This is a genomic window from Elioraea tepida (genome assembly GCF_019203965.1).
Lineage (GTDB): Bacteria > Pseudomonadota > Alphaproteobacteria > Acetobacterales > Acetobacteraceae > Elioraea_A > Elioraea_A tepida.
Genome location: NZ_CP076448.1, coordinates 2,909,008 through 2,925,503, shown reverse-complemented (window position 1 = coordinate 2,925,503; position 16,496 = coordinate 2,909,008). Strand labels below are relative to the sequence as shown.

The following is a 16,496-nucleotide window of genomic DNA, read 5'->3' as shown; positions in this document are numbered from 1 at the left end:
AACTGCGCATGATCTCGCTCTCCTCACTCGCCGCCTTCTCGCAGTCGGCCGTCTCGGCGATGCAGGCGCGCGACAGCCGCCCCGTCGCGCCTCCGGCCGGTGTGGTGATGGCCGCCGCGCAGCCATCGGCGGCGCCGCAGAAGCCCGCGCTCCAGGCTCTGCCACCGGCTCCTCCCGCCGGTCCCCTGCCGCGCGGCAGCCTGCTGAACCTCACCGTCTGAGCGCGGCCGCCGCGGGCGCCGACGATCACGCGTGCGGGCGCCAACCATCACGCGCACCGCGCGGGCCACAACAGGTCACGTCGGCCATTTGCTACGCGTTCGATCAAGCGAACGCTGCCGCGTCTGTCACACCGTAGCCGACGAACCGAAACATCACCGATCGCTGCACACCGACGTCTGCGCGCGGCCTCCCGCGTGCCCGAGGTGGCGCTGAGGCGGCCAAGCCCTTCGCCTCAACCGGTCGAGCCGAAGGCGCGCTCGCTGTCCCAGACAGCGTCGGGTACGGTCCAGAGTGCGGGGTTCGCCATCACCTCGGCAAGCTTGCGCGCGATCGCCTCGACCAGCGCCTCCCCTTTCTCCGCCGTGGCCGCGCGCGGATCACCCCTGACACCCGTCCCCGGGGCACGCTCGGCGAAGCTTCGGAAACGCTGGATCCCCGGCCTGTCCCCCTGCCCCGTTCCCGCCACCTCGTTCGGCGCAATCACCCCGCGTGCGGCCGCCTCGATCTGGCCGCGACGCACGAGGGAGGGCTCGACCGCCAGCATCATCGAGGTCTCGGCCTCGCAGGCATGCTGCACGTTCCTCTGTGTGGCGAGCAGGGCGCCGATCTCCTCGGCAGCGATCAGCCAATAGGTGCCCCCCACCACCGCCATGCCGAACTCGTGCGCGAGCTCGCGCGTCGACACGGCGAGCGGGTCGGTGTTGCCGCCATGGCCGTTGACGATGAAAAGGCGGCGGAACCCGTCCGCGCGCAGGCTTCGGCAGATCGAGCGCAGAACGTTGTGGAACGTCGCGTAGTCGAGGCTGATCGTGCCGCCGAACGGGAAGTGGTGCTCGGACAGCCCCATCCATTGGCACGGCAGGACCACCACGGGTTCCGACCGCGCAAGGATCCGCGCCGCCCGGACCGAGACCTCGGTCGCGAGCCGCGTGTCGACGATCGTCGGCAGGTGGGGCCCGTGCTGTTCGAGGCTCGCCATCGGCAGCACAACGAGCGCCCCCGCTTCCGCCTTCTCCTTGAGCTCCGGCGCCGTCAGATGCGCCCATTCGACCGGTTCCATGCTCTCCTCCCGAACCGCTGCCGCGCCCATCAGGACACGACGGAGGCAGAATGGTCCAGCCCCGGATCAGCCAACCTGTGCGTCCTCGAGCCCGACGAGCGAGCGCGCAAAGGCCTTCGCCTCGAAGGGACGCAGGTCCTCCGCCCGTTCGCCGACCCCCACGGCATGCACGGGCAACCCGAACTCCTGCGCGAGCGCCACCACCACCCCGCCTTTGGCCGAACCGTCGAGCTTCGTCACCACAAGGCCGGTGACCTCGCACATCTCGCGGAACACCCGCACCTGCTGAAGCGCGTTCTGCCCGGTCGTGGCATCGAGAACGAGCAGAACGCTGTGCGGCGCTGACGGGTCGAGCTTGCGGAGCACCCGCACGACCTTGGCGAGCTCGGCCATCAGATCGGCCTTGTTGTGCAGCCGCCCGGCGGTGTCGATCAGCAGCACGTCGGCGCTCTGCTCCCGCGCCCGCTTCAGCGCGTCGAACGCAAGGCCTGCCGGGTCGGCGCCGTCGGCTCCGGAGACGACCGGGCAGCCGATCCGTTCACCCCAGACGCGAAGCTGCTCGACCGCTGCGGCACGGAACGTGTCCCCCGCCACCAGCAGCGGCGAGAGCCCCTCTCCCTTCCAGAGAGCGGCGAGCTTGGCGATGGTCGTCGTCTTGCCGGTGCCGTTGACCCCGACCACGAGCACGACATGCGGCGCATGCTCAGGCTCAGGGATGAGCGGCACCGCGACGGGGGCGAGGATCGCGGCGATTTCCTCGGCAAGTGCTGCGCGGATCTCGTCTTGCGTCACCTCGCGGCCGAAGCGCGTCCTGCGGAAGGAGTCGATGATCCGCCGCGCGGCGGCGACGCCAAGGTCAGCGCTGATGAGAAGCTCCTCGAGCTCCTCGAGCGCCGCGTCGTCGAGCTTCCGTTTCGTGAAAAGGGCGCCAAGGCCCTCGGTGAGGCGCGCGGTCGAGCGCGCAAGCCCCTGGCGCAGGCGGGCGAGGAACCCCTGCCGTTCGGTTTCCTGGGCGGGTTGTTCCGGCGCCGCCTCGGCCGCTGCCTCACTCTCCGACCGGCGGCGGAATAGGTCGCGCAAAGCCATCACGCCGCCTCGGCGAGAGCGCGCTCGGCGATCAGCCCCGTCTCGTCCGCCCCGGTGATGCGCACCGAGACGATCTCGCCAGGCGGTGCGGTGCCACGCGCGAGGCGGGCCGGGGCGAAGTGCTCCGTGTGCCCCGCCCCGTCGCGCTCAACGAGCAGCGAGGCCTCCGCGCCCACTTGCGAGGCGAGGAAGCGCGCCGTCGCCGCGCGCCCCGCCTCGCGAAGCCGGGCGGCGCGTTCGGCGATCAGCCCCGGCGGGAGCTGGGGCATGCGCGCGGCAGGCGTGCCCGGCCGCGGGCTGAAGGGGAATACGTGCAGAAAGTCGAGCCCTGCCTCCTCGACAAGGGAGAGGGTGTTCGCGGCCATCGCCTCCGTCTCGGTCGGGAAGCCAGCGATTAGGTCGGCGCCGAAAGCGATGCCTGGCCGAAGCGCGCGGGCGCGCCGCGTGACGGCAAGGACATCGGCGCGCAGATGCCGCCGCTTCATGCGCTTGAGGATCAGATCGTCGCCCGACTGCACGGAGAGGTGCAGATGCGGCATCAGCCGCGGCTCCTCGGCGATCAGGCGCCAGAGATCGGCATCGATCTCCACCGGGTCGAGCGAGGAGAGGCGAAGCCGGGCAATCCCAGGGACCAGCGCGAGCAGACGGCGCACAAGCTGCCCGAGCGTCGGTGAACCTGGAAGGTCAGGGCCGTAGGCGGTGATGTCCACCCCGGTGAGCACGAGCTCGCGATAGCCCGCCTCGACAAGCGCCCGCGCCTGTTCCACCACAGCCCCGATCGGCACGGACCGGCTCTGGCCCCGGCCGTAGGGAATGATGCAGAAGGTGCAGCGATGGTCGCAGCCCTGCTGCACCTGGACGAAGGCCCTCGCCCTGCCGCCGAACTCGGTGACGAGATGGGCCGCCGCCTCGCGCGCCGACATGATGTCCGACACCGCGACGCGGCCAGGCTCCGGCCCCGCCCATGTGGCGGGCTCAAGCTTCTCGAGATTGCCGACGACGCGATCGACCTCCGGCATCGAGGCCCAGGCCTCTGGCCTGATCTGCGCCGCGCAGCCGGTGACGATGATCCGGGCGTGGGGGTTCTCGCGCCGCGCCTTGCGCACCGCCTGGCGCGCCTGGCGCTCTGCCTCGGCTGTGACCGCGCAGGTGTTGATGATGATCGTCTCCTCGAGCCCGGCGGCGCGGGCATGGGAGCGGATCACCTCCCCCTCCCAGGTATTCAGCCGGCAGCCGAAGGAGAGAACGCGCAGGCTCATGCCGCGCGCGCCTCGGCGATCGCGGGAAGGTCGATCACCCCCGTGAACACCTCTGCCACCGGGCCGGTCATCGTCACCCGCCCGTCCTCTCCCCAGGCGATGTTGAGCTCGCCGCCGTCGAGAACGACGGCTGCCGAGCGGCCCGCAAGCCCGCGCCGGTGCGCGTTCACCACGGCCGCGCAGGCGCCGGAGCCGCAGGCGAGCGTGATCCCGGCCCCCCGCTCCCACATGCGCAGGCGGATCCGGTCAGGCGCGACCACCTGGGCGAAACCGATATTGGCGCGGGCCGGGAAGAGCGGGTCGTGCTCGAGCGAGAGGCCGAGCGTGGCAATGTCGAGCGCGGCGACGTCCGGGACGAAGAAGGTCGCGTGCGGGTTGCCCATCGAGCACGCGGCAGGGTCAGACACGCCGTCGCGGGCAAGCGGCAGATGCAGCGTGTCCATCTCGCGCGCGAGCGGGATCTCGTGCCAGGCAAGCCGAGGCGTGCCCATATCCACCGCGACGAGGCCGCCCGGCCGACGCTCCGCTCTGAGGGTTCCGCCGAGGGTGCCGAGAGCGACGCGGTCCTTCCCCGCCTCGTCCATCAGCAGCGCTGCGACACAGCGCGTGGCATTGCCGCAGGCCTCGGCCTCCGACCCGTCGGGGTTGCGGATGGTCATCCAGGCGTCGGTGCCGGGGCTGCGCGGCGGCTCGATGACAATCACCTGATCGCAGCCGACGCCCCGCCGACGGTCGGCAAGCGCGCGGACGGTCTCGGCCGGCAGGGGAAGCGGGCGGGGGCGCGCATCGAGCACGACGAAGTCGTTGCCGAGCCCGTGCATCTTCCGGAAGGCCACCATGACGGGGATATAGGGATGCGAGGCGTGGTCCGTCCATCCGCCGTTCGCCGGCGCCAAGGCCGCCTGGCTTGCACGCCAGGGTCCCGGCCGCTATACCGCCGGCCTCTGTGCGCGCCGGGCCTCGAAGGGCATGCCCGGCCGCCTGTCGCCGCGCCTGCGGCCCGCGAACGGAAAGGATGGAAAATGCCCAAACGGAAGACCAAGAGCAGCGTCAAGAAGCGGTTCGCGATCACCGCCACGGGCAAGGTGCTCGCCGGCCCCGGCAACAAGCGCCACAACCTCCGCCGCCGCACCCAGAGGATGAAACGCACCAACCGCGGCAACCAGGTGCTGAAGCCGATGGACGCGCGCACTGTGAAGCAGTGGGCGCCCTACGGGCTCTGAGCCGAAGACGATCGCAGAAGGACGCTGAGACATGGCACGCGTGAAGCGGGGCGTGACGGCCCGCGCCAAGCACCGGAAGGTTCTCGAGGCGGCGAAGGGGTTCCGCGGCCGCGCCGGCAATACGATCCGGATGGCGAAGCAGAAGGTCGAGAAGAGCCTTCAGTACGCCTATCGCGACCGGAAGGTGAGGAAGCGCGAGTTCCGCGCGCTCTGGATCCAGCGCATCAACGCCGCGGTTCGGGCGGAAGGCCTTACCTACGCCCAGTTCATTCACGGCCTCAAGGCAGCTGGGCTCGAGCTCGACCGCAAGGTGCTGGCCGATCTCGCCTATCACGACGCCGCCGCTTTCGCCGCTGTGGTCGAGAAGGCCAAGGCTGCCCGCGCAGCTGCCTGACCGGGCCTTCCCGCCCGCCAGGAGGTGACGATCAGGGCTGCCGGCCTCCGGCGGCCCTTTTCGCATCCGGAGACGCTCGATGACCCCCGACCGCCCAGTTGACGACCTCGCCCCCCTCGAAGCGGACGCGCTCGCGCGCATCGACGCCGCCCCAGACCTCGCCGCGCTCGACGCCGTGCGCGTCGCGTTGCTCGGCCGGAACGGCTCGCTCACCGCCTTGATGAAAGGCCTCGGCACCCTCCCCGCCGAGGAGCGCAAGGCGCGCGGCGCCGCCCTGAACGCAGTGAAGGAGCGGCTTTCCGAGGCGCTCGAGGCGCGTCGGGCGGCGCTCGCCGAGGCCGCGCTCGATGCCAAGCTCGCCGCCGAGCGTCTCGACGTCACCCTCCCGCCGCGCCCCTCGCTGCAGGGCCTGATCCACCCGATCAGCCGCACGATCGAGGAGATCGTCGCGATCTTCGGCGCGATGGGGTTCACTGTGGCCGAGGGGCCGGACATCGAGGATGACTGGCGCAACTTCGGCGCTCTGAACATCCCCGAACACCACCCGGCGCGGCAGGACCATGACACGTTCTATCTTCCCGGCCGGACGGCCGCAGGCCGCGCCAAGGTTCTCAGAACCCACACGTCGCCCGTGCAGATCCGCACGATGACGGCACAGCCTCCGCCGATCCGGATCATCGCGCCCGGCCGAACCTACCGCGCCGACCATGACGCCACGCACAGCCCGATGTTCCACCAGGTGGAGGCGCTCGCGATCGACCGGTCGCTCACGCTTGGGCATCTGAAGGGCTGCATCGTCGATTTCCTGCGCGCCTTCTTCGGCATCGCGCATCTGCCGGTGCGGTTCCGCGCCTCCTACTTCCCCTTCACCGAACCCTCGATGGAGGTCGACATCGGCTGGAACCGGCGCACCGGCGAGCTCGGCGCGGGCGGGGACTGGCTCGAGATCCTCGGCTCGGGAATGGTGCATCCGAAGGTGCTGCTCAACTGCGGCCTCGACCACCGCGTCTGGCAGGGCTTCGCCCTCGGTATGGGCATCGAGCGCGTGGCGATGCTCAAGCATGGGCTGACCGACCTTCGCCCCTTCTTCGAAAGCGATCTCCGCTGGCTGCGCGCGACCGGCTTCCGGCCGGAGGATGTCGCCTCCACCGCGACGGGGATTGCCTGAGATGAAGTTCACCCTCTCCTGGCTGAAGACACATCTCGACACCGAGGCGACCCTCGAGCGGATCGTTGCGACACTGTCGCAAATCGGCCTCGAGGTTGAGGGCGTGGAGGACCGTGGCGCCACGCTCGGCGCCTTCCGGATCGCCCATGTCGTCGAGGCCAAGCCCCACCCGAACGCCGACCGGTTGCGAGTTTGCCGCGTCGATGCGGGCGACGGGCGGATCCTCAACGTGGTCTGCGGCGCGCCGAACGCGCGCTCCGGCATAAAGGGGGTGCTCGCTCTGCCGGGCGCCTTCATCCCGGGAACGGGCATCACCCTCAAGGCGGGGCGGATCCGCGGCGAGGCCTCGGAGGCGATGCTGCTGTCGGCCCGCGAAATGGGACTTGGCGATGACCATGAGGGCATCATCGAGCTGCCGGACAACGCGCCGGTGGGGGAGAGCTATGCCGCCTGGGCCGGGCTCGATGATCCGGTGATCGAGATCGCGGTGACGCCGAACCGCGGCGATGCGCTCGCCGTGCGCGGCATCGCGCGCGACCTCGCCGCCGCCGGCCTCGGCACGCTCCGGCCGTGGCGGGCGGGGCCCGTCCCCGCCTCCTACCAGAGCCCGATCCGCTGGGAGACCGAGACGCCCGCCTGCCCCTGGGTGCTCGGGCGGCATTTCCGCGGGCTGCGGAACGGACCGTCTCCGGAATGGCTTCGGCGTCGGCTCGAGAGCATCGGCTTGCGTCCGATCTCGGCGCTGGTCGACGTGACGAACTTCTTCACCTTCGACCTCGGCCGGCCGCTGCACGTATTCGACGCGGCGAAGCTCGAAGGCGGCGTGCTCGCGATGCGCCAGGGGCGCGGCGAGGCGTTCCTGGGCTTGCACGGGAAGGAGGTGACGGCCGGCGAGGCCGACACGGTGATCGCCGACGCCTCCGGCGCGCTCGCGCTTGCCGGCATCGTCGGCGGCGAGAGCACCGGCTGTTCCGAGGGCACGACGGAAGCCTTCCTCGAAGTCGCCCTGTTCGACCCGGTGGCGATCGCGGAGACTGGCCGGCGCCTCGGGATCCAGACCGAGGCCCGCTACCGTTTCGAACGCGGCATCGACCCCGGCCTGATGCGGGAGGCGACCGAGGCCGCCACACGGATGATCCTCGATCTCTGCGGCGGCGAGGCTTCCGAGGTGGTTGAAGCGGGTCGTGAGCCCGACATGCAGCGCACCGCCACCTTGCGTTTCTCCCGCCTCGCCTCCTTCGGCGGCCACGACGTGCCGCCGGACGAGGCGGTGGCGATCCTCGACCGGCTCGGCTTCCGGTGCCTCGCGCGCGACGCGGAACGGATCACCGTCGCGATCCCCTCCTGGCGGAACGACTGCTTGGGGGAGCCCGACCCGCAGGCCGAGTACGACTTGATCGAGGAGGTGCTGCGGATCAAGGGGCTCGACGCCATACCGGCTGTGCCGATGCCGCCGCTCACCGACGACTCGGGCCGGCCGCGGGTCGTTCCCCCCGTTGCCGTCACACCCGCGATGGGACGCGCGATCCTCGCCCGGCGCGTCCTCGCGGGCCGCGGCCTGGTCGAGGCGGTCACCTTCAGCTTCATGGCGCGGGATGTGGCGGCTCTGTTCGGCGGTGGCGACGCGGCGCGGTGTCTCGCCAACCCGATCGCCTCCGACCTCGACGCACTGCGTCCCTCGATCATCCCGAACCTCGCCCTCGCCGCCGCACGCAACGCTGCGCGCGGCATCGCGGAAGCCGTTCTGTTCGAGATCGGCCCGGTGTTCTCGGGCGGCGAGCCGGGCGAGCAGACCCTCGCCGCCGCCGGCCTCCGCTCCGGCCCCTCGCCGCGTCACTGGGCGCAGCCGAGCCGCGGGCCCGATGCGCTCGACGCCAAGGCCGATGCGCTCGCGGTTCTTTCCGCCCTCGGCGTGAACCTCGATGCCGTGCAAGTGACGGCCGACGCCCCCGCCTGGTTCCACCCGGGCCGGTCGGGCACCCTCCGCTTCGGGCCGAAGCAGGTGCTCGGCACCTTCGGCGAGCTCCATCCGCGTGTGCTCGCGGCCCTTGACCTCGAAGGGCCGGTCGCGGCCTTCGAGCTCAACCTGCTGGCCGTTCCGCAGCCGAAACGACGTCGCCGCGGCAACCCTGCACTTCCCGCCTTCCAGCCTCTGACGCGCGACTTCGCCTTCGTCGTCGCCGAGGACGTCCCGGCCGAGGCCGTGCTCCGCGCCGCCAAGGGGGCGGATCGGACCCTGATCGAGAGCGTGTCGCTGTTCGATGTCTATCGCGGGGAGGCGATCGGCGCGAGGCGGAAGTCTCTCGCCATCGCCGTGACGATCCAGCCGCGTGAGCGGACGCTCACGGATGCCGAGATCGAGGCGGTCGCCCAGAAGGTGATCGGCGCGGTCGCGGCGGCCACCGGAGCGGTGCTGCGCGGCTAGAGCCCTTGCCGACAGCGGTCTGCGCTCCCGGCCCCGGGCCCGGCTTGGAGCCTCGCCCCGGTTGCGGCGCCTCCCAGGCCGTGGTGCCGTCCCCCCTCGCGACGGAGGATCACCGCATGGTCGATGTCATCGCCGAACTCGGGGACAGGCTCGTCCGCTACTGCCGGATCGACACCCAGAGCGACCCTGACTCGAAGACCACGCCGAGCACGGAGAAGCAGTACGAGCTGTTGCGCCTGCTCGAACGGGAGCTCACGGAGATGGGCGCGGCTGACGTCACCCTTTTACCCTACGGAACGCTCGTCGCAACGATTCCGACCACGGTCGAGACGAACGCGCCGACGATCGCCTTCTGCGCCCATGTCGACACCACGCCGCAGTTCATTGGCCGCGGCGTCAAGCCGATCATCCACCGCGCCTGGGACGGCTCCGACATCGTCCTGCCTGACAACCCGACCCAGGTTCTGTCCGCGCGCGAGCTTCCCTATCTCGCCTCGCGCATCGGGCACGACATCGTCACCGCCTCCGGCACCACGCTTCTCGGCGCCGACGACAAGACCGGTGTCGCGATCCTGATGACGATGGCGCGCCATCTTCTTGCGAACCCGAGCCTGCCGCACGGAACGATCCGCCTCTGTTTCACCCCGGACGAGGAGATCGGCCGTGGCGTGCACCCCGAGTTGCCCAAGGCGCTCGGCGCCGCTTTCGCCTATACGCTGGATGGGGGAGAGCGCGGCGAGCTTGTCTGCGAGACCTTCTCGGCCGACCTTGCCAAGATCGAGATCGAGGGCGTCTCGATCCACCCGGGCTGGGCGAAGGGCAAGCTCGTGAACGCGCTGCACCTGATGGCGCGGATCATCGACATCCTGCCGCAGGCGACCGACACGCCGGAGGTGAGCGACGGGCGCCGGGGCTTCTGGCACGTCGTCTCCGCGGGCGGCAGCGCGGCGCGCTCTCGCCCGGCGCCCACCAGAACTCCTGCTCGTATTCCCGCATGGCGCGGCGCTCGAGCTCGCGGAAGCGGCGGCCCGCCTGAGGATCGGCCCACCATTGCAGCCGGTCCCACAGCAGCCGGTCCATGGCGAGCCGCGAATACCACAGCGAGCTGCCCGGCGTGTTGAACCGCATGAAGCGCACCAGGTCGGCGCCAAGCGCGCGCTCGCGCCGCTCATCGTCCAGCGCCTGGAGGTTGAGGCCGGCGATCCTCGCAAGGTCGGAGACAAACCCGCCCATCGGGCCGCCCGCCATCTGCGCGTAGAAGTCCTGGTCGGTGCGCGCCACCGCCGAATACAGGAAGTCGCCCAGGATGCCGGCGCCGCCGCCCTGCGCCGCCGCCGCCAGCCAAAAGCGGTGATCATCCATGTTCCGCGGGTCGCGGCCCTGGGCGATCGCCTTGAGCTGCATGGCGAAGGCGCCCATCAGCGTGGTGGCGATGGCGAAGCTCGCGAGATACGCCGCCTTGCCGCGCAACCCCTCCTGGTTCAGCCCGCGGCCGATGTGCATCAGCATGACCGTGACGGGGAAGGACTTGAACTGCATGGCGCTGCGGACGAATTCGCCGATGAAGGTGCCGGGCCTCGTCTGCCCCACCATCAGGGCGCGCTCGGCCGCGCCCGGCTCGGGCACAGCGAAGCGCCCTTCCGTCTGCACGAACTCGAGCAGGCGGGTGGCCGCGTTCAGCTGGGCGCGTCCCTCGGGAGTGGCCAGATCCGCCGCGCGCGCCACCGCCTCGGGAGAAAGGAAGCGCCAGCCGCCTTGCGTCACCACGCCGTAAGCGCGCAGCACGTCCCACTCAGCCGGGCCGATGCCGTAGCGCTCCATGGCGCGGCGCAGCGGTTCCTCGATGGCATCGAACTTCCGCCCGGCACGGTCGGCGAGCGCGCCCAGAAACTCCATGCCGATCGCCCAGCGCGCCGCCTGGGTGTGCGCCGCAAGGCCCTGCGCGCGCAGCACGAAATCCGCCACACGGCTGCCAAGGCCCGTGCCGATCACATCCGCCTGGTTGCGCATGGCGCCGGCGGCGCGCTGCGCCCAGGCCTCGGCCAACAGGCCCGCGCGCACGGCAATCCTGCGGTCATCGGCATTGGCGGGGTTGAGCAGGCGCAGATAGTCGCGCATCCACCCCACGGATGGCAGCCCGTTCCAGGCCGCCACCTGCCGCATGGTGGCGAAATCGGAGGTGCTGGACAGCAGCGCCGAGCCGAGGCGCGCGGCCGTGAGCCAGCCGCGCAGTTCGCGGAAGACCGTCGCCACCCATTCGTTGACCGGCGTGTTGGCCAGCCCCGAGACATGCGCCCAGGTGCTCTCGATCCGCCAGGCCTCGGAGCGCGCGCGGTCGGGCCGGTCAGCCAGGCGGCGCGTCGCCTCATCGCGCAGGTAGCGGACCATCCAATCCGGGTTGGGCCCCAGCACCTCCAGCATGGCGATGTCGCGCGCCATCCCGTCGATATGCCCGTTCAGCAGGTCGTAGAGGTTGCGGTTGCCGACGCCGAAGCGCTCATTCGCCTCAAGCCAAGCCTCGGCCGAGGTCCACTGGAAGGCGCGCAGCTCCGCCCGGCGGTTGGCGAGCGCGCCAAGGCCGCGCGCCGCGCCTGGGGTGATGTCCACAAGCCCCTCGGTGCGGATGCGGTCATAGGCGTTGGAGAGGATCTCCGCCCGACGCAGCGCGTTCACCTCGCGCCCGGTGTCGGGGTCGCGGATGGACAGCCGCCCCTGCGCGTGCTGGTCCTCCATCCAGCGCAGCCAGGCGTCGCGGCCGGCGGCGGCCACTTTGTCGCGGTCCCAGGCCTGCGGCAGGCGCCAGTCGGCCTTGCGCGGCAGGGCGCCGCCGGCGGCGTTGAAGCGGTCGACCAGGCGGTCGGTCGCGCGCGCCCAGGCATCGGCGAGCTGGCTGATCGCGGGGTCCTTGGGCTTGGCCCCGTAGAGGGCGCGGACGAACTCGACCATGCCGTCCTGATCCCGCATCAGCCCGAGCATCTTGGAGCGGAACCGGTCCAGCACGTCGGCGAGCTCGGCGTGCGCCAGGCCGCGGATGGCGCGCGCGGGCTTCAACGTTGGAGTATTCGGCCTTGCCGGAGAGGTCGCGCGCCAGCAGGGCGCGCACCCCGGCGGCGAAGCCCTCGGGGTGGGCCTCGGCCAGCGCCACATTGCGCGCGGTGGCGAGGATGCGCAGCGCGGTCTGGCGCTGCTGGCGCTTGGCTGCATCGGCCACTTCCTGCGCCGCCTTGGCCATGGCGGGGGCTTCGGCGAAGCCTTTGCCGAGCAACTCGACCACGCGGTCGTTGATCTTGCGCGCCAGCGCCTCGCTGATCTGCCCTGCGTTGACGGCGCGCTGCAGGCAGCCCGCAAGCGTCTTCATGCCGCGACGCTCCCGATCAGGCAGACCGTGGCGGCCGAGGCTTCCTCGATCTCGCGCTCGGCCTGGTCGAGCAGGGCGCGGGCGGAGACGGTGGTGCCCGCGTCGTCCACCACCAGCGCCACGTCGCGGTCGGCGAGGATTCGGCGCGCCTCGAACAGCTCCGCCCGCTCGGTCTCGGGCAGCGCCGCAAGCCGGCTCGCCTCGTCGTCGGCGGCCAGCAGCCGCGCGGCCTGCGGGTCGGCGGGCGGCGCAAATGCCCGGTTTTCGCGGGCGGCCCCCTCCTCCGCTCGCCCGGCGGCGGCCAGCATCTCGGCCGCGGAGGGCCGCGCCTCGGGCAGCAGCATCGGCCCTGCGTCCGCCGCGCGCGCGCGTTCGACATAGCCGCGCAGCATCTCCGTCAGCCGCGCCTCGGGCTTGATGCGGCGCGACAGGTCGCCCTCGGGGAACATCGCCCGCAGCATGGCCAGCCCCTGCGGGGTCATGGCCGGCCGCTCGATATCCGCCTGCAGCACCAGGTCGGCCAGGCTCACGCGCCGCCGCTGCGCCTCGGCGATGGCCTCCACCGCCTCGGCCAGCGCGGCGGTGGCGTCGTATTCGGCCGGGATGCGGCCCGCCGCCACGTCCTGGCGCAGCGCCGCCCAGTCGCCGGCCAGGCTGCGCAGCGCCCCGGCCAGGCCGCGCATGCCCTCGGTCTCGCCCGCAATGAGCCGCGCCGCCACCGGCCCCAGCGCGTCGCCATAGGCAGCCGAGAGCAGCGCGCGGGTGACGCGCTGGATCAGGTCCGGCGTCGGCGTGCCGTCGGCCGCCAGCAGGCCGCTGCGCTCCTCGGGCGTCAGCCGTTCCAGGAAGCGGCGCAGGAACTCGCGATTGGCCGCCTGGTCCACCGTGCCGCCGCGCCAGAAGGGCAGCGCGGCGCGCGCGGCCTCGGCGTCTCGCGCCGCCATCTCCCCCGCCGTCTCGGCCGCCGTGCCGCGCAGGTTCGCCTCGCGCACGAAGGCCGCGCGTTCGGTGGGCGTCATCTGGCTCACACGCGCCGAGACAAGCACGGGCTCCTCGATGCCCGTGACGTCGAAGCCCATGCGTTGCAGCATGGCGAGATAGGCCTCGCGCTGCGCGGCGAACGCCGGGTCGCGGTGGATCAGCATCAGCGCCGCCACCCGGCCATTGCCGGACTCCACCACCAGGTCGGGGCCGATGATGGGCGCGCCCGTGCCGGCCTCGACATTGGGTTGCAGCCGCTCCGGGATCAGCCTCGCGGCGATGGCGCGCACCTGGTCCTGGCTTGGCGCGGCGGCACGGTCGCGCGGCTGCAGCCCTTCGGCATGCGGATAGTTCGGGTTGGGCCGGCCGTCCGGGCCATGGCTCGGGATCAGTCGGCGCAGGGACACCACGCGCGGCTCGACCAGCACGGCGCGGCCGGTCGGTGTGTAGGCGTTGAAGCGGCGCGGGGTTTCTGGCAGGGTCGCCAGGGACGGTCGCGCTCCCTCCGGCTGGCTGACGGACCGGCCTGCCGGAGCGTAGGGCGGTGACGGAGGCGCTCCGCCCGCTTCACCACGGCCGTCCCGCTGACGATAGGCCGTCAGAAGCCAGTTCTCGCGCGTGCCGTCGCGATCCAGTCGCAGCACCACTTCATGCGGCCCGTGCTGAAGAACCACCGTTTGGCCGCCATGTTCCAGCGCAACGACGCGCCCCGCGACCAGCACCTCAGGCAGCACCTCGCGCACAAAGGCTTCGCCGTCCAGCCCTTCCGCGGTGCGGCGGGCGATGATGTAGGACAGGCCGTAGCCACCACGGTAGCGCGGCGGCTGCCCGGTCCCGAGGCTACCCCATTCGATGGTAATGGCGCCGAGGTCCGGCCGCCAGGCGCCATCGGCGCGGCTGCCGCCGCGCGCGGCCAGCAGCTCCTCCACCACGCCGCGCACATGCGCGCGCAGCTCGGCCTCGGGCCGGCCGACAAGGCGCATCGCCTCGGGCGGCGGCGCCACCGGCGGCGGCAGCTCGGGCACCGGCGGCGCCTCGGGCGTCTCCACCCGGCGTATGCCGGCCGCCAGAGCCGCCTCATGCGCCGGCACCAGCTCCGGCGCGCCGGGCGCGGCAGCATCTTCCAATATCCGGGTCTGCACGAGCGTGGCGGCATCCTCCGCCGCCACCCGCGCCGGATCAGCCGGCCACAGGCGCGCGCGCAGGTGCCGAGCCCCCAGTGCCAGGGCGCGCAAGCCGCCGCCGATCACCGCGCCGCCCGCGGCCGCCATGCCGATCTGCTCGAGACTGTTATCCGGCAGGCCAAGGCTCTGCCGGTAGGGCCCGGCGCGGGTCTCAACCACCGCCTGCGTCGCCCCCGCCACAGCGCCCTCGATCAGCGCGGTGCGCCCGATCTGGGCCAGCACGCCGCCGGCCATGCGCCCGGCGCCGAAGGGCAGCGTCATCACCTGGATGGGGTCGGCGAAGATGCCCGCCATGCCGCCCAGGAAGCCGCCCAGGCCGCCGCCGAGGCCCTCGGCCGCCGCCGCCGCGGCCGCCGCGTTCTGCGCCCGGCGGCGGGCCATGGCCGCCACCTCGTGCGTGTAGAGGTAGCGTTCCGCCTCCTCCGGCCGTTCCTCGCGCAGCCGGCTCACCGCCTGATCCCAGGCCAGTTCGCGGCGGCGGCTGGAGGCTGAGAACACGCCGTGAACAAACGTCAAAGGAACAAACCGAGTTTGACGGACTTTGACGCCTAATGTTCTTTCGCGCTAAGTCCTTGAAATCATGGTGGGCGCACAAGGATTCGAACCTTGGACCCGCTGATTAAGAGTCAGTTGCGCAGCCCCGGAAAGCCGCCCTTTCGCGCCGACACCCCTCCGCTAAACCATTGATACCACGTGCATCACCATCTACGGTTGTCTATGGACGCTTCCTGGCATCGCGCCTATCTTGTGCCCCCGGTGTGCCCCCGAAGGCCCGGGGGCACAATGCGAGAAGGGAACGATCCGCATGCGGCGCGACCTCACCGACGCCTTCCTCCGCGCCCTCAAGCCGCCCGCCTCGGGCCGCCTCGAACTCTGGGACTCCCGCGTGCGCGGCCTCTGCTTCCGCATCACCGCCGCCGGCGCCGCCGCCTGGACCGTGCGGGGGCGCACCGCCGATGGTCGGCACACGCGCGTCACGCTCGGCACCTATCCCGCCCTCGGGCTGAGTGAGGCCCGCCGTGCGGCGCTCGACACGCTTGCGTCCCTGCAACGCGGCGCCGATCCCGTCGCCGAGAAGCGCCAAGCCCGCGCCAAGCGCGCCGCCGAGCGTGCCGAACCGAGCGTGGCCGAGCGCCTCGCCCAATGGCAGGACGCCAAGCGCGCGCGATGGAGCGACCGCCACGCCGACGAAGTCGCGCGCCTCGCCGCCCGCGACATTGCCCCGCGCCTCGGCAAGCGACCGCTCCGCCTGACGACCCGCGCCGACTGGGTGGCGCTGATCGAAGCGAAGGCACGCACCGCGCCCGCCGCCGCTGCATTGCTCTACCGCGTCGCCTCGGCCTTCCTGAACCATGCCGAAGCCGCCGGTTGGATCGATGCGCCGATCCTGCCGCGCAAGGGGGCCGCGACCCTCGCACCTCCGCCTCGGCCCCGCGAGCGCACGCTGACCGATGACGAGCTGCGGCTTCTCTGGCAGGCATCGGCCGCCGAAGCCCCGAAGCCGCGCGCCTTCGTCCGGCTGCTGATCCTGACCGCCGCCCGCGAGGCCGAGGTTGCCGGCCTGCGCGCGGGCGAGGTGGACCTCGCCGCCGGCCGCTGGCACCTGCCCGCCATCCGCACCAAGAACGGCAGGGCGCTGACGGTCCCGCTCGGCGACCTCGCCCTTGCCGAACTGCGCGCCGTCTGGCCGGTGGACGATCCGCCCGAGACGCATTGCCTGCTCGGTCGCCTCTCGTCCTCGCCGCTGTCGGGCTTCAGTAAGCTGAAGGCCCGGCTGGATGCGCGCATGGCAGCGCTCGCCGAGCGGGCCGGCCTGCCCGTGCCGGCGCCGTGGCGGTTCCACGACCTCCGCCGCACCGCGCGGTCTGGCATGGCGCGGCTCGGCGTGCCGAACGATCACGCGGAGGCCGCGCTCAACCACATCTCCGGCCGGCCGGCGCTGGCGCGCGTCTATGACCGGCACGACTACCAGCGCGAGGCGATCGCGGCGCTGACGACTTGGCAGGCCTTCGTGGCGGGGCTGGTCGGGGACGGTGCCGAGGTGGTGGCGCTCGCCGAGCGGCGGAGGGCGACGCTGGTAGACGCTGGTTGATCTACTGTCAGGCATTGTCGTATGAGGGTCATCGCCACGCGCGG

The 16,496-nt window shown here is 71.9% G+C and carries 12 protein-coding genes and 1 tRNA gene; 7 read left to right on the top strand and 6 right to left on the bottom strand.

The genetic code is table 11. The features are described from left to right. Positions 1 to 8: 8 nt before the first annotated feature. Positions 9 to 221: a hypothetical protein gene (locus tag KO353_RS14040; RefSeq protein ID WP_218285407.1), complete on the top strand. Its 213-nt coding sequence runs from the start codon at positions 9 to 11 to the stop codon at positions 219 to 221. A gap of 233 nt (positions 222 to 454) precedes the next feature. Here KO353_RS14040 and KO353_RS14035 read toward each other — a convergent pair whose 3' ends face one another. The 4 genes from KO353_RS14035 to dapF all read right to left on the bottom strand — a co-directional run bounded on the left by KO353_RS14035 (position 455) and on the right by dapF (position 4,466). Further along, a complete protein-coding gene (locus KO353_RS14035; protein ID WP_218285406.1) occupies positions 455 to 1,282 on the bottom strand; it encodes a creatininase family protein in 828 nt (275 codons plus the stop codon). A 66-nt stretch (positions 1,283 to 1,348) separates the two neighbouring features. Continuing rightward, a complete protein-coding gene (ftsY, locus tag KO353_RS14030) occupies positions 1,349 to 2,368 on the bottom strand; it encodes a signal recognition particle-docking protein FtsY (RefSeq protein WP_218285405.1) in 1,020 nt (339 codons plus the stop codon). Then, on the bottom strand, positions 2,368 to 3,627 hold the full coding sequence (gene mtaB / locus KO353_RS14025; protein WP_218285404.1) for a tRNA (N(6)-L-threonylcarbamoyladenosine(37)-C(2))-methylthiotransferase MtaB: 1,260 nt from the start codon (positions 3,625 to 3,627) through the stop codon (positions 2,368 to 2,370). Before mtaB ends, ftsY begins: the two co-directional genes overlap by 1 nt. Beyond that, positions 3,624 to 4,466, bottom strand: coding sequence for a diaminopimelate epimerase (gene dapF / locus KO353_RS14020; RefSeq protein ID WP_218287407.1), 843 nt, complete (start codon positions 4,464 to 4,466; stop codon positions 3,624 to 3,626). The genes mtaB and dapF overlap by 4 nt, the downstream gene beginning before the upstream one ends. Positions 4,467 to 4,649: 183 nt before the next feature. Here dapF and rpmI point away from each other — a divergent pair, with 183 nt between their 5' ends. The 5 genes from rpmI to pepT all read left to right on the top strand — a co-directional run bounded on the left by rpmI (position 4,650) and on the right by pepT (position 9,958). Then, a complete protein-coding gene (gene rpmI / locus KO353_RS14015) occupies positions 4,650 to 4,850 on the top strand; it encodes a 50S ribosomal protein L35 (RefSeq protein WP_218285403.1) in 201 nt (66 codons plus the stop codon). A gap of 31 nt (positions 4,851 to 4,881) precedes the next feature. Continuing rightward, positions 4,882 to 5,244: a 50S ribosomal protein L20 gene (gene rplT, locus KO353_RS14010; RefSeq protein ID WP_218285402.1), complete on the top strand. Its 363-nt coding sequence runs from the start codon at positions 4,882 to 4,884 to the stop codon at positions 5,242 to 5,244. 79 nt (positions 5,245 to 5,323) lie between these two features. Then, entirely contained in the window at positions 5,324 to 6,412 is a 1,089-nt protein-coding gene (gene pheS, locus KO353_RS14005; protein WP_218285401.1) for a phenylalanine--tRNA ligase subunit alpha, read from the top strand. A 1-nt stretch (position 6,413) separates the two neighbouring features. Beyond that, on the top strand, positions 6,414 to 8,837 hold the full coding sequence (gene pheT / locus KO353_RS14000) for a phenylalanine--tRNA ligase subunit beta (protein WP_218285400.1): 2,424 nt from the start codon (positions 6,414 to 6,416) through the stop codon (positions 8,835 to 8,837). Between the two features lie 116 nt (positions 8,838 to 8,953). Next, the gene (pepT, locus tag KO353_RS13995; RefSeq protein WP_218285399.1) at positions 8,954 to 9,958 is read left to right on the top strand and encodes a tripeptide aminopeptidase PepT; all 1,005 of its coding nucleotides are present in this window, start codon (positions 8,954 to 8,956) and stop codon (positions 9,956 to 9,958) included. 2,233 nt (positions 9,959 to 12,191) lie between these two features. Here the strand turns inward: pepT and KO353_RS13990 are convergent. Then, a complete protein-coding gene (locus tag KO353_RS13990) occupies positions 12,192 to 14,810 on the bottom strand; it encodes a putative barnase/colicin E5 family endoribonuclease (RefSeq protein WP_218285398.1) in 2,619 nt (872 codons plus the stop codon). A gap of 131 nt (positions 14,811 to 14,941) precedes the next feature. Continuing rightward, positions 14,942 to 15,030: transfer RNA gene (locus tag KO353_RS13985), tRNA-Lys, on the bottom strand. A gap of 135 nt (positions 15,031 to 15,165) precedes the next feature. On the opposite strand from KO353_RS13985, the gene KO353_RS13980 reads away from it, so the two are divergent. Next, positions 15,166 to 16,452, top strand: coding sequence for a tyrosine-type recombinase/integrase (locus KO353_RS13980; RefSeq protein ID WP_218285397.1), 1,287 nt, complete (start codon positions 15,166 to 15,168; stop codon positions 16,450 to 16,452). Positions 16,453 to 16,496: the final 44 nt, after the last annotated feature.

Coding starts and splice junctions, on each gene's coding strand:
- KO353_RS13980 (WP_218285397.1), top strand. CDS start 15,166: ATGCGGCGCGACCTCACCGACGCCTTCCTCCGCGCCCTCAAGCCGCCC.
- pheT (WP_218285400.1), top strand. CDS start 6,414: ATGAAGTTCACCCTCTCCTGGCTGAAGACACATCTCGACACCGAGGCG.
- ftsY (WP_218285405.1), bottom strand. CDS start 2,368: ATGGCTTTGCGCGACCTATTCCGCCGCCGGTCGGAGAGTGAGGCAGCG.
- KO353_RS14035 (WP_218285406.1), bottom strand. CDS start 1,282: ATGGAACCGGTCGAATGGGCGCATCTGACGGCGCCGGAGCTCAAGGAG.
- rpmI (WP_218285403.1), top strand. CDS start 4,650: ATGCCCAAACGGAAGACCAAGAGCAGCGTCAAGAAGCGGTTCGCGATC.
- rplT (WP_218285402.1), top strand. CDS start 4,882: ATGGCACGCGTGAAGCGGGGCGTGACGGCCCGCGCCAAGCACCGGAAG.
- pheS (WP_218285401.1), top strand. CDS start 5,324: ATGACCCCCGACCGCCCAGTTGACGACCTCGCCCCCCTCGAAGCGGAC.
- mtaB (WP_218285404.1), bottom strand. CDS start 3,627: ATGAGCCTGCGCGTTCTCTCCTTCGGCTGCCGGCTGAATACCTGGGAG.
- pepT (WP_218285399.1), top strand. CDS start 8,954: ATGGTCGATGTCATCGCCGAACTCGGGGACAGGCTCGTCCGCTACTGC.
- dapF (WP_218287407.1), bottom strand. CDS start 4,466: ATGGTGGCCTTCCGGAAGATGCACGGGCTCGGCAACGACTTCGTCGTG.
- KO353_RS14040 (WP_218285407.1), top strand. CDS start 9: ATGATCTCGCTCTCCTCACTCGCCGCCTTCTCGCAGTCGGCCGTCTCG.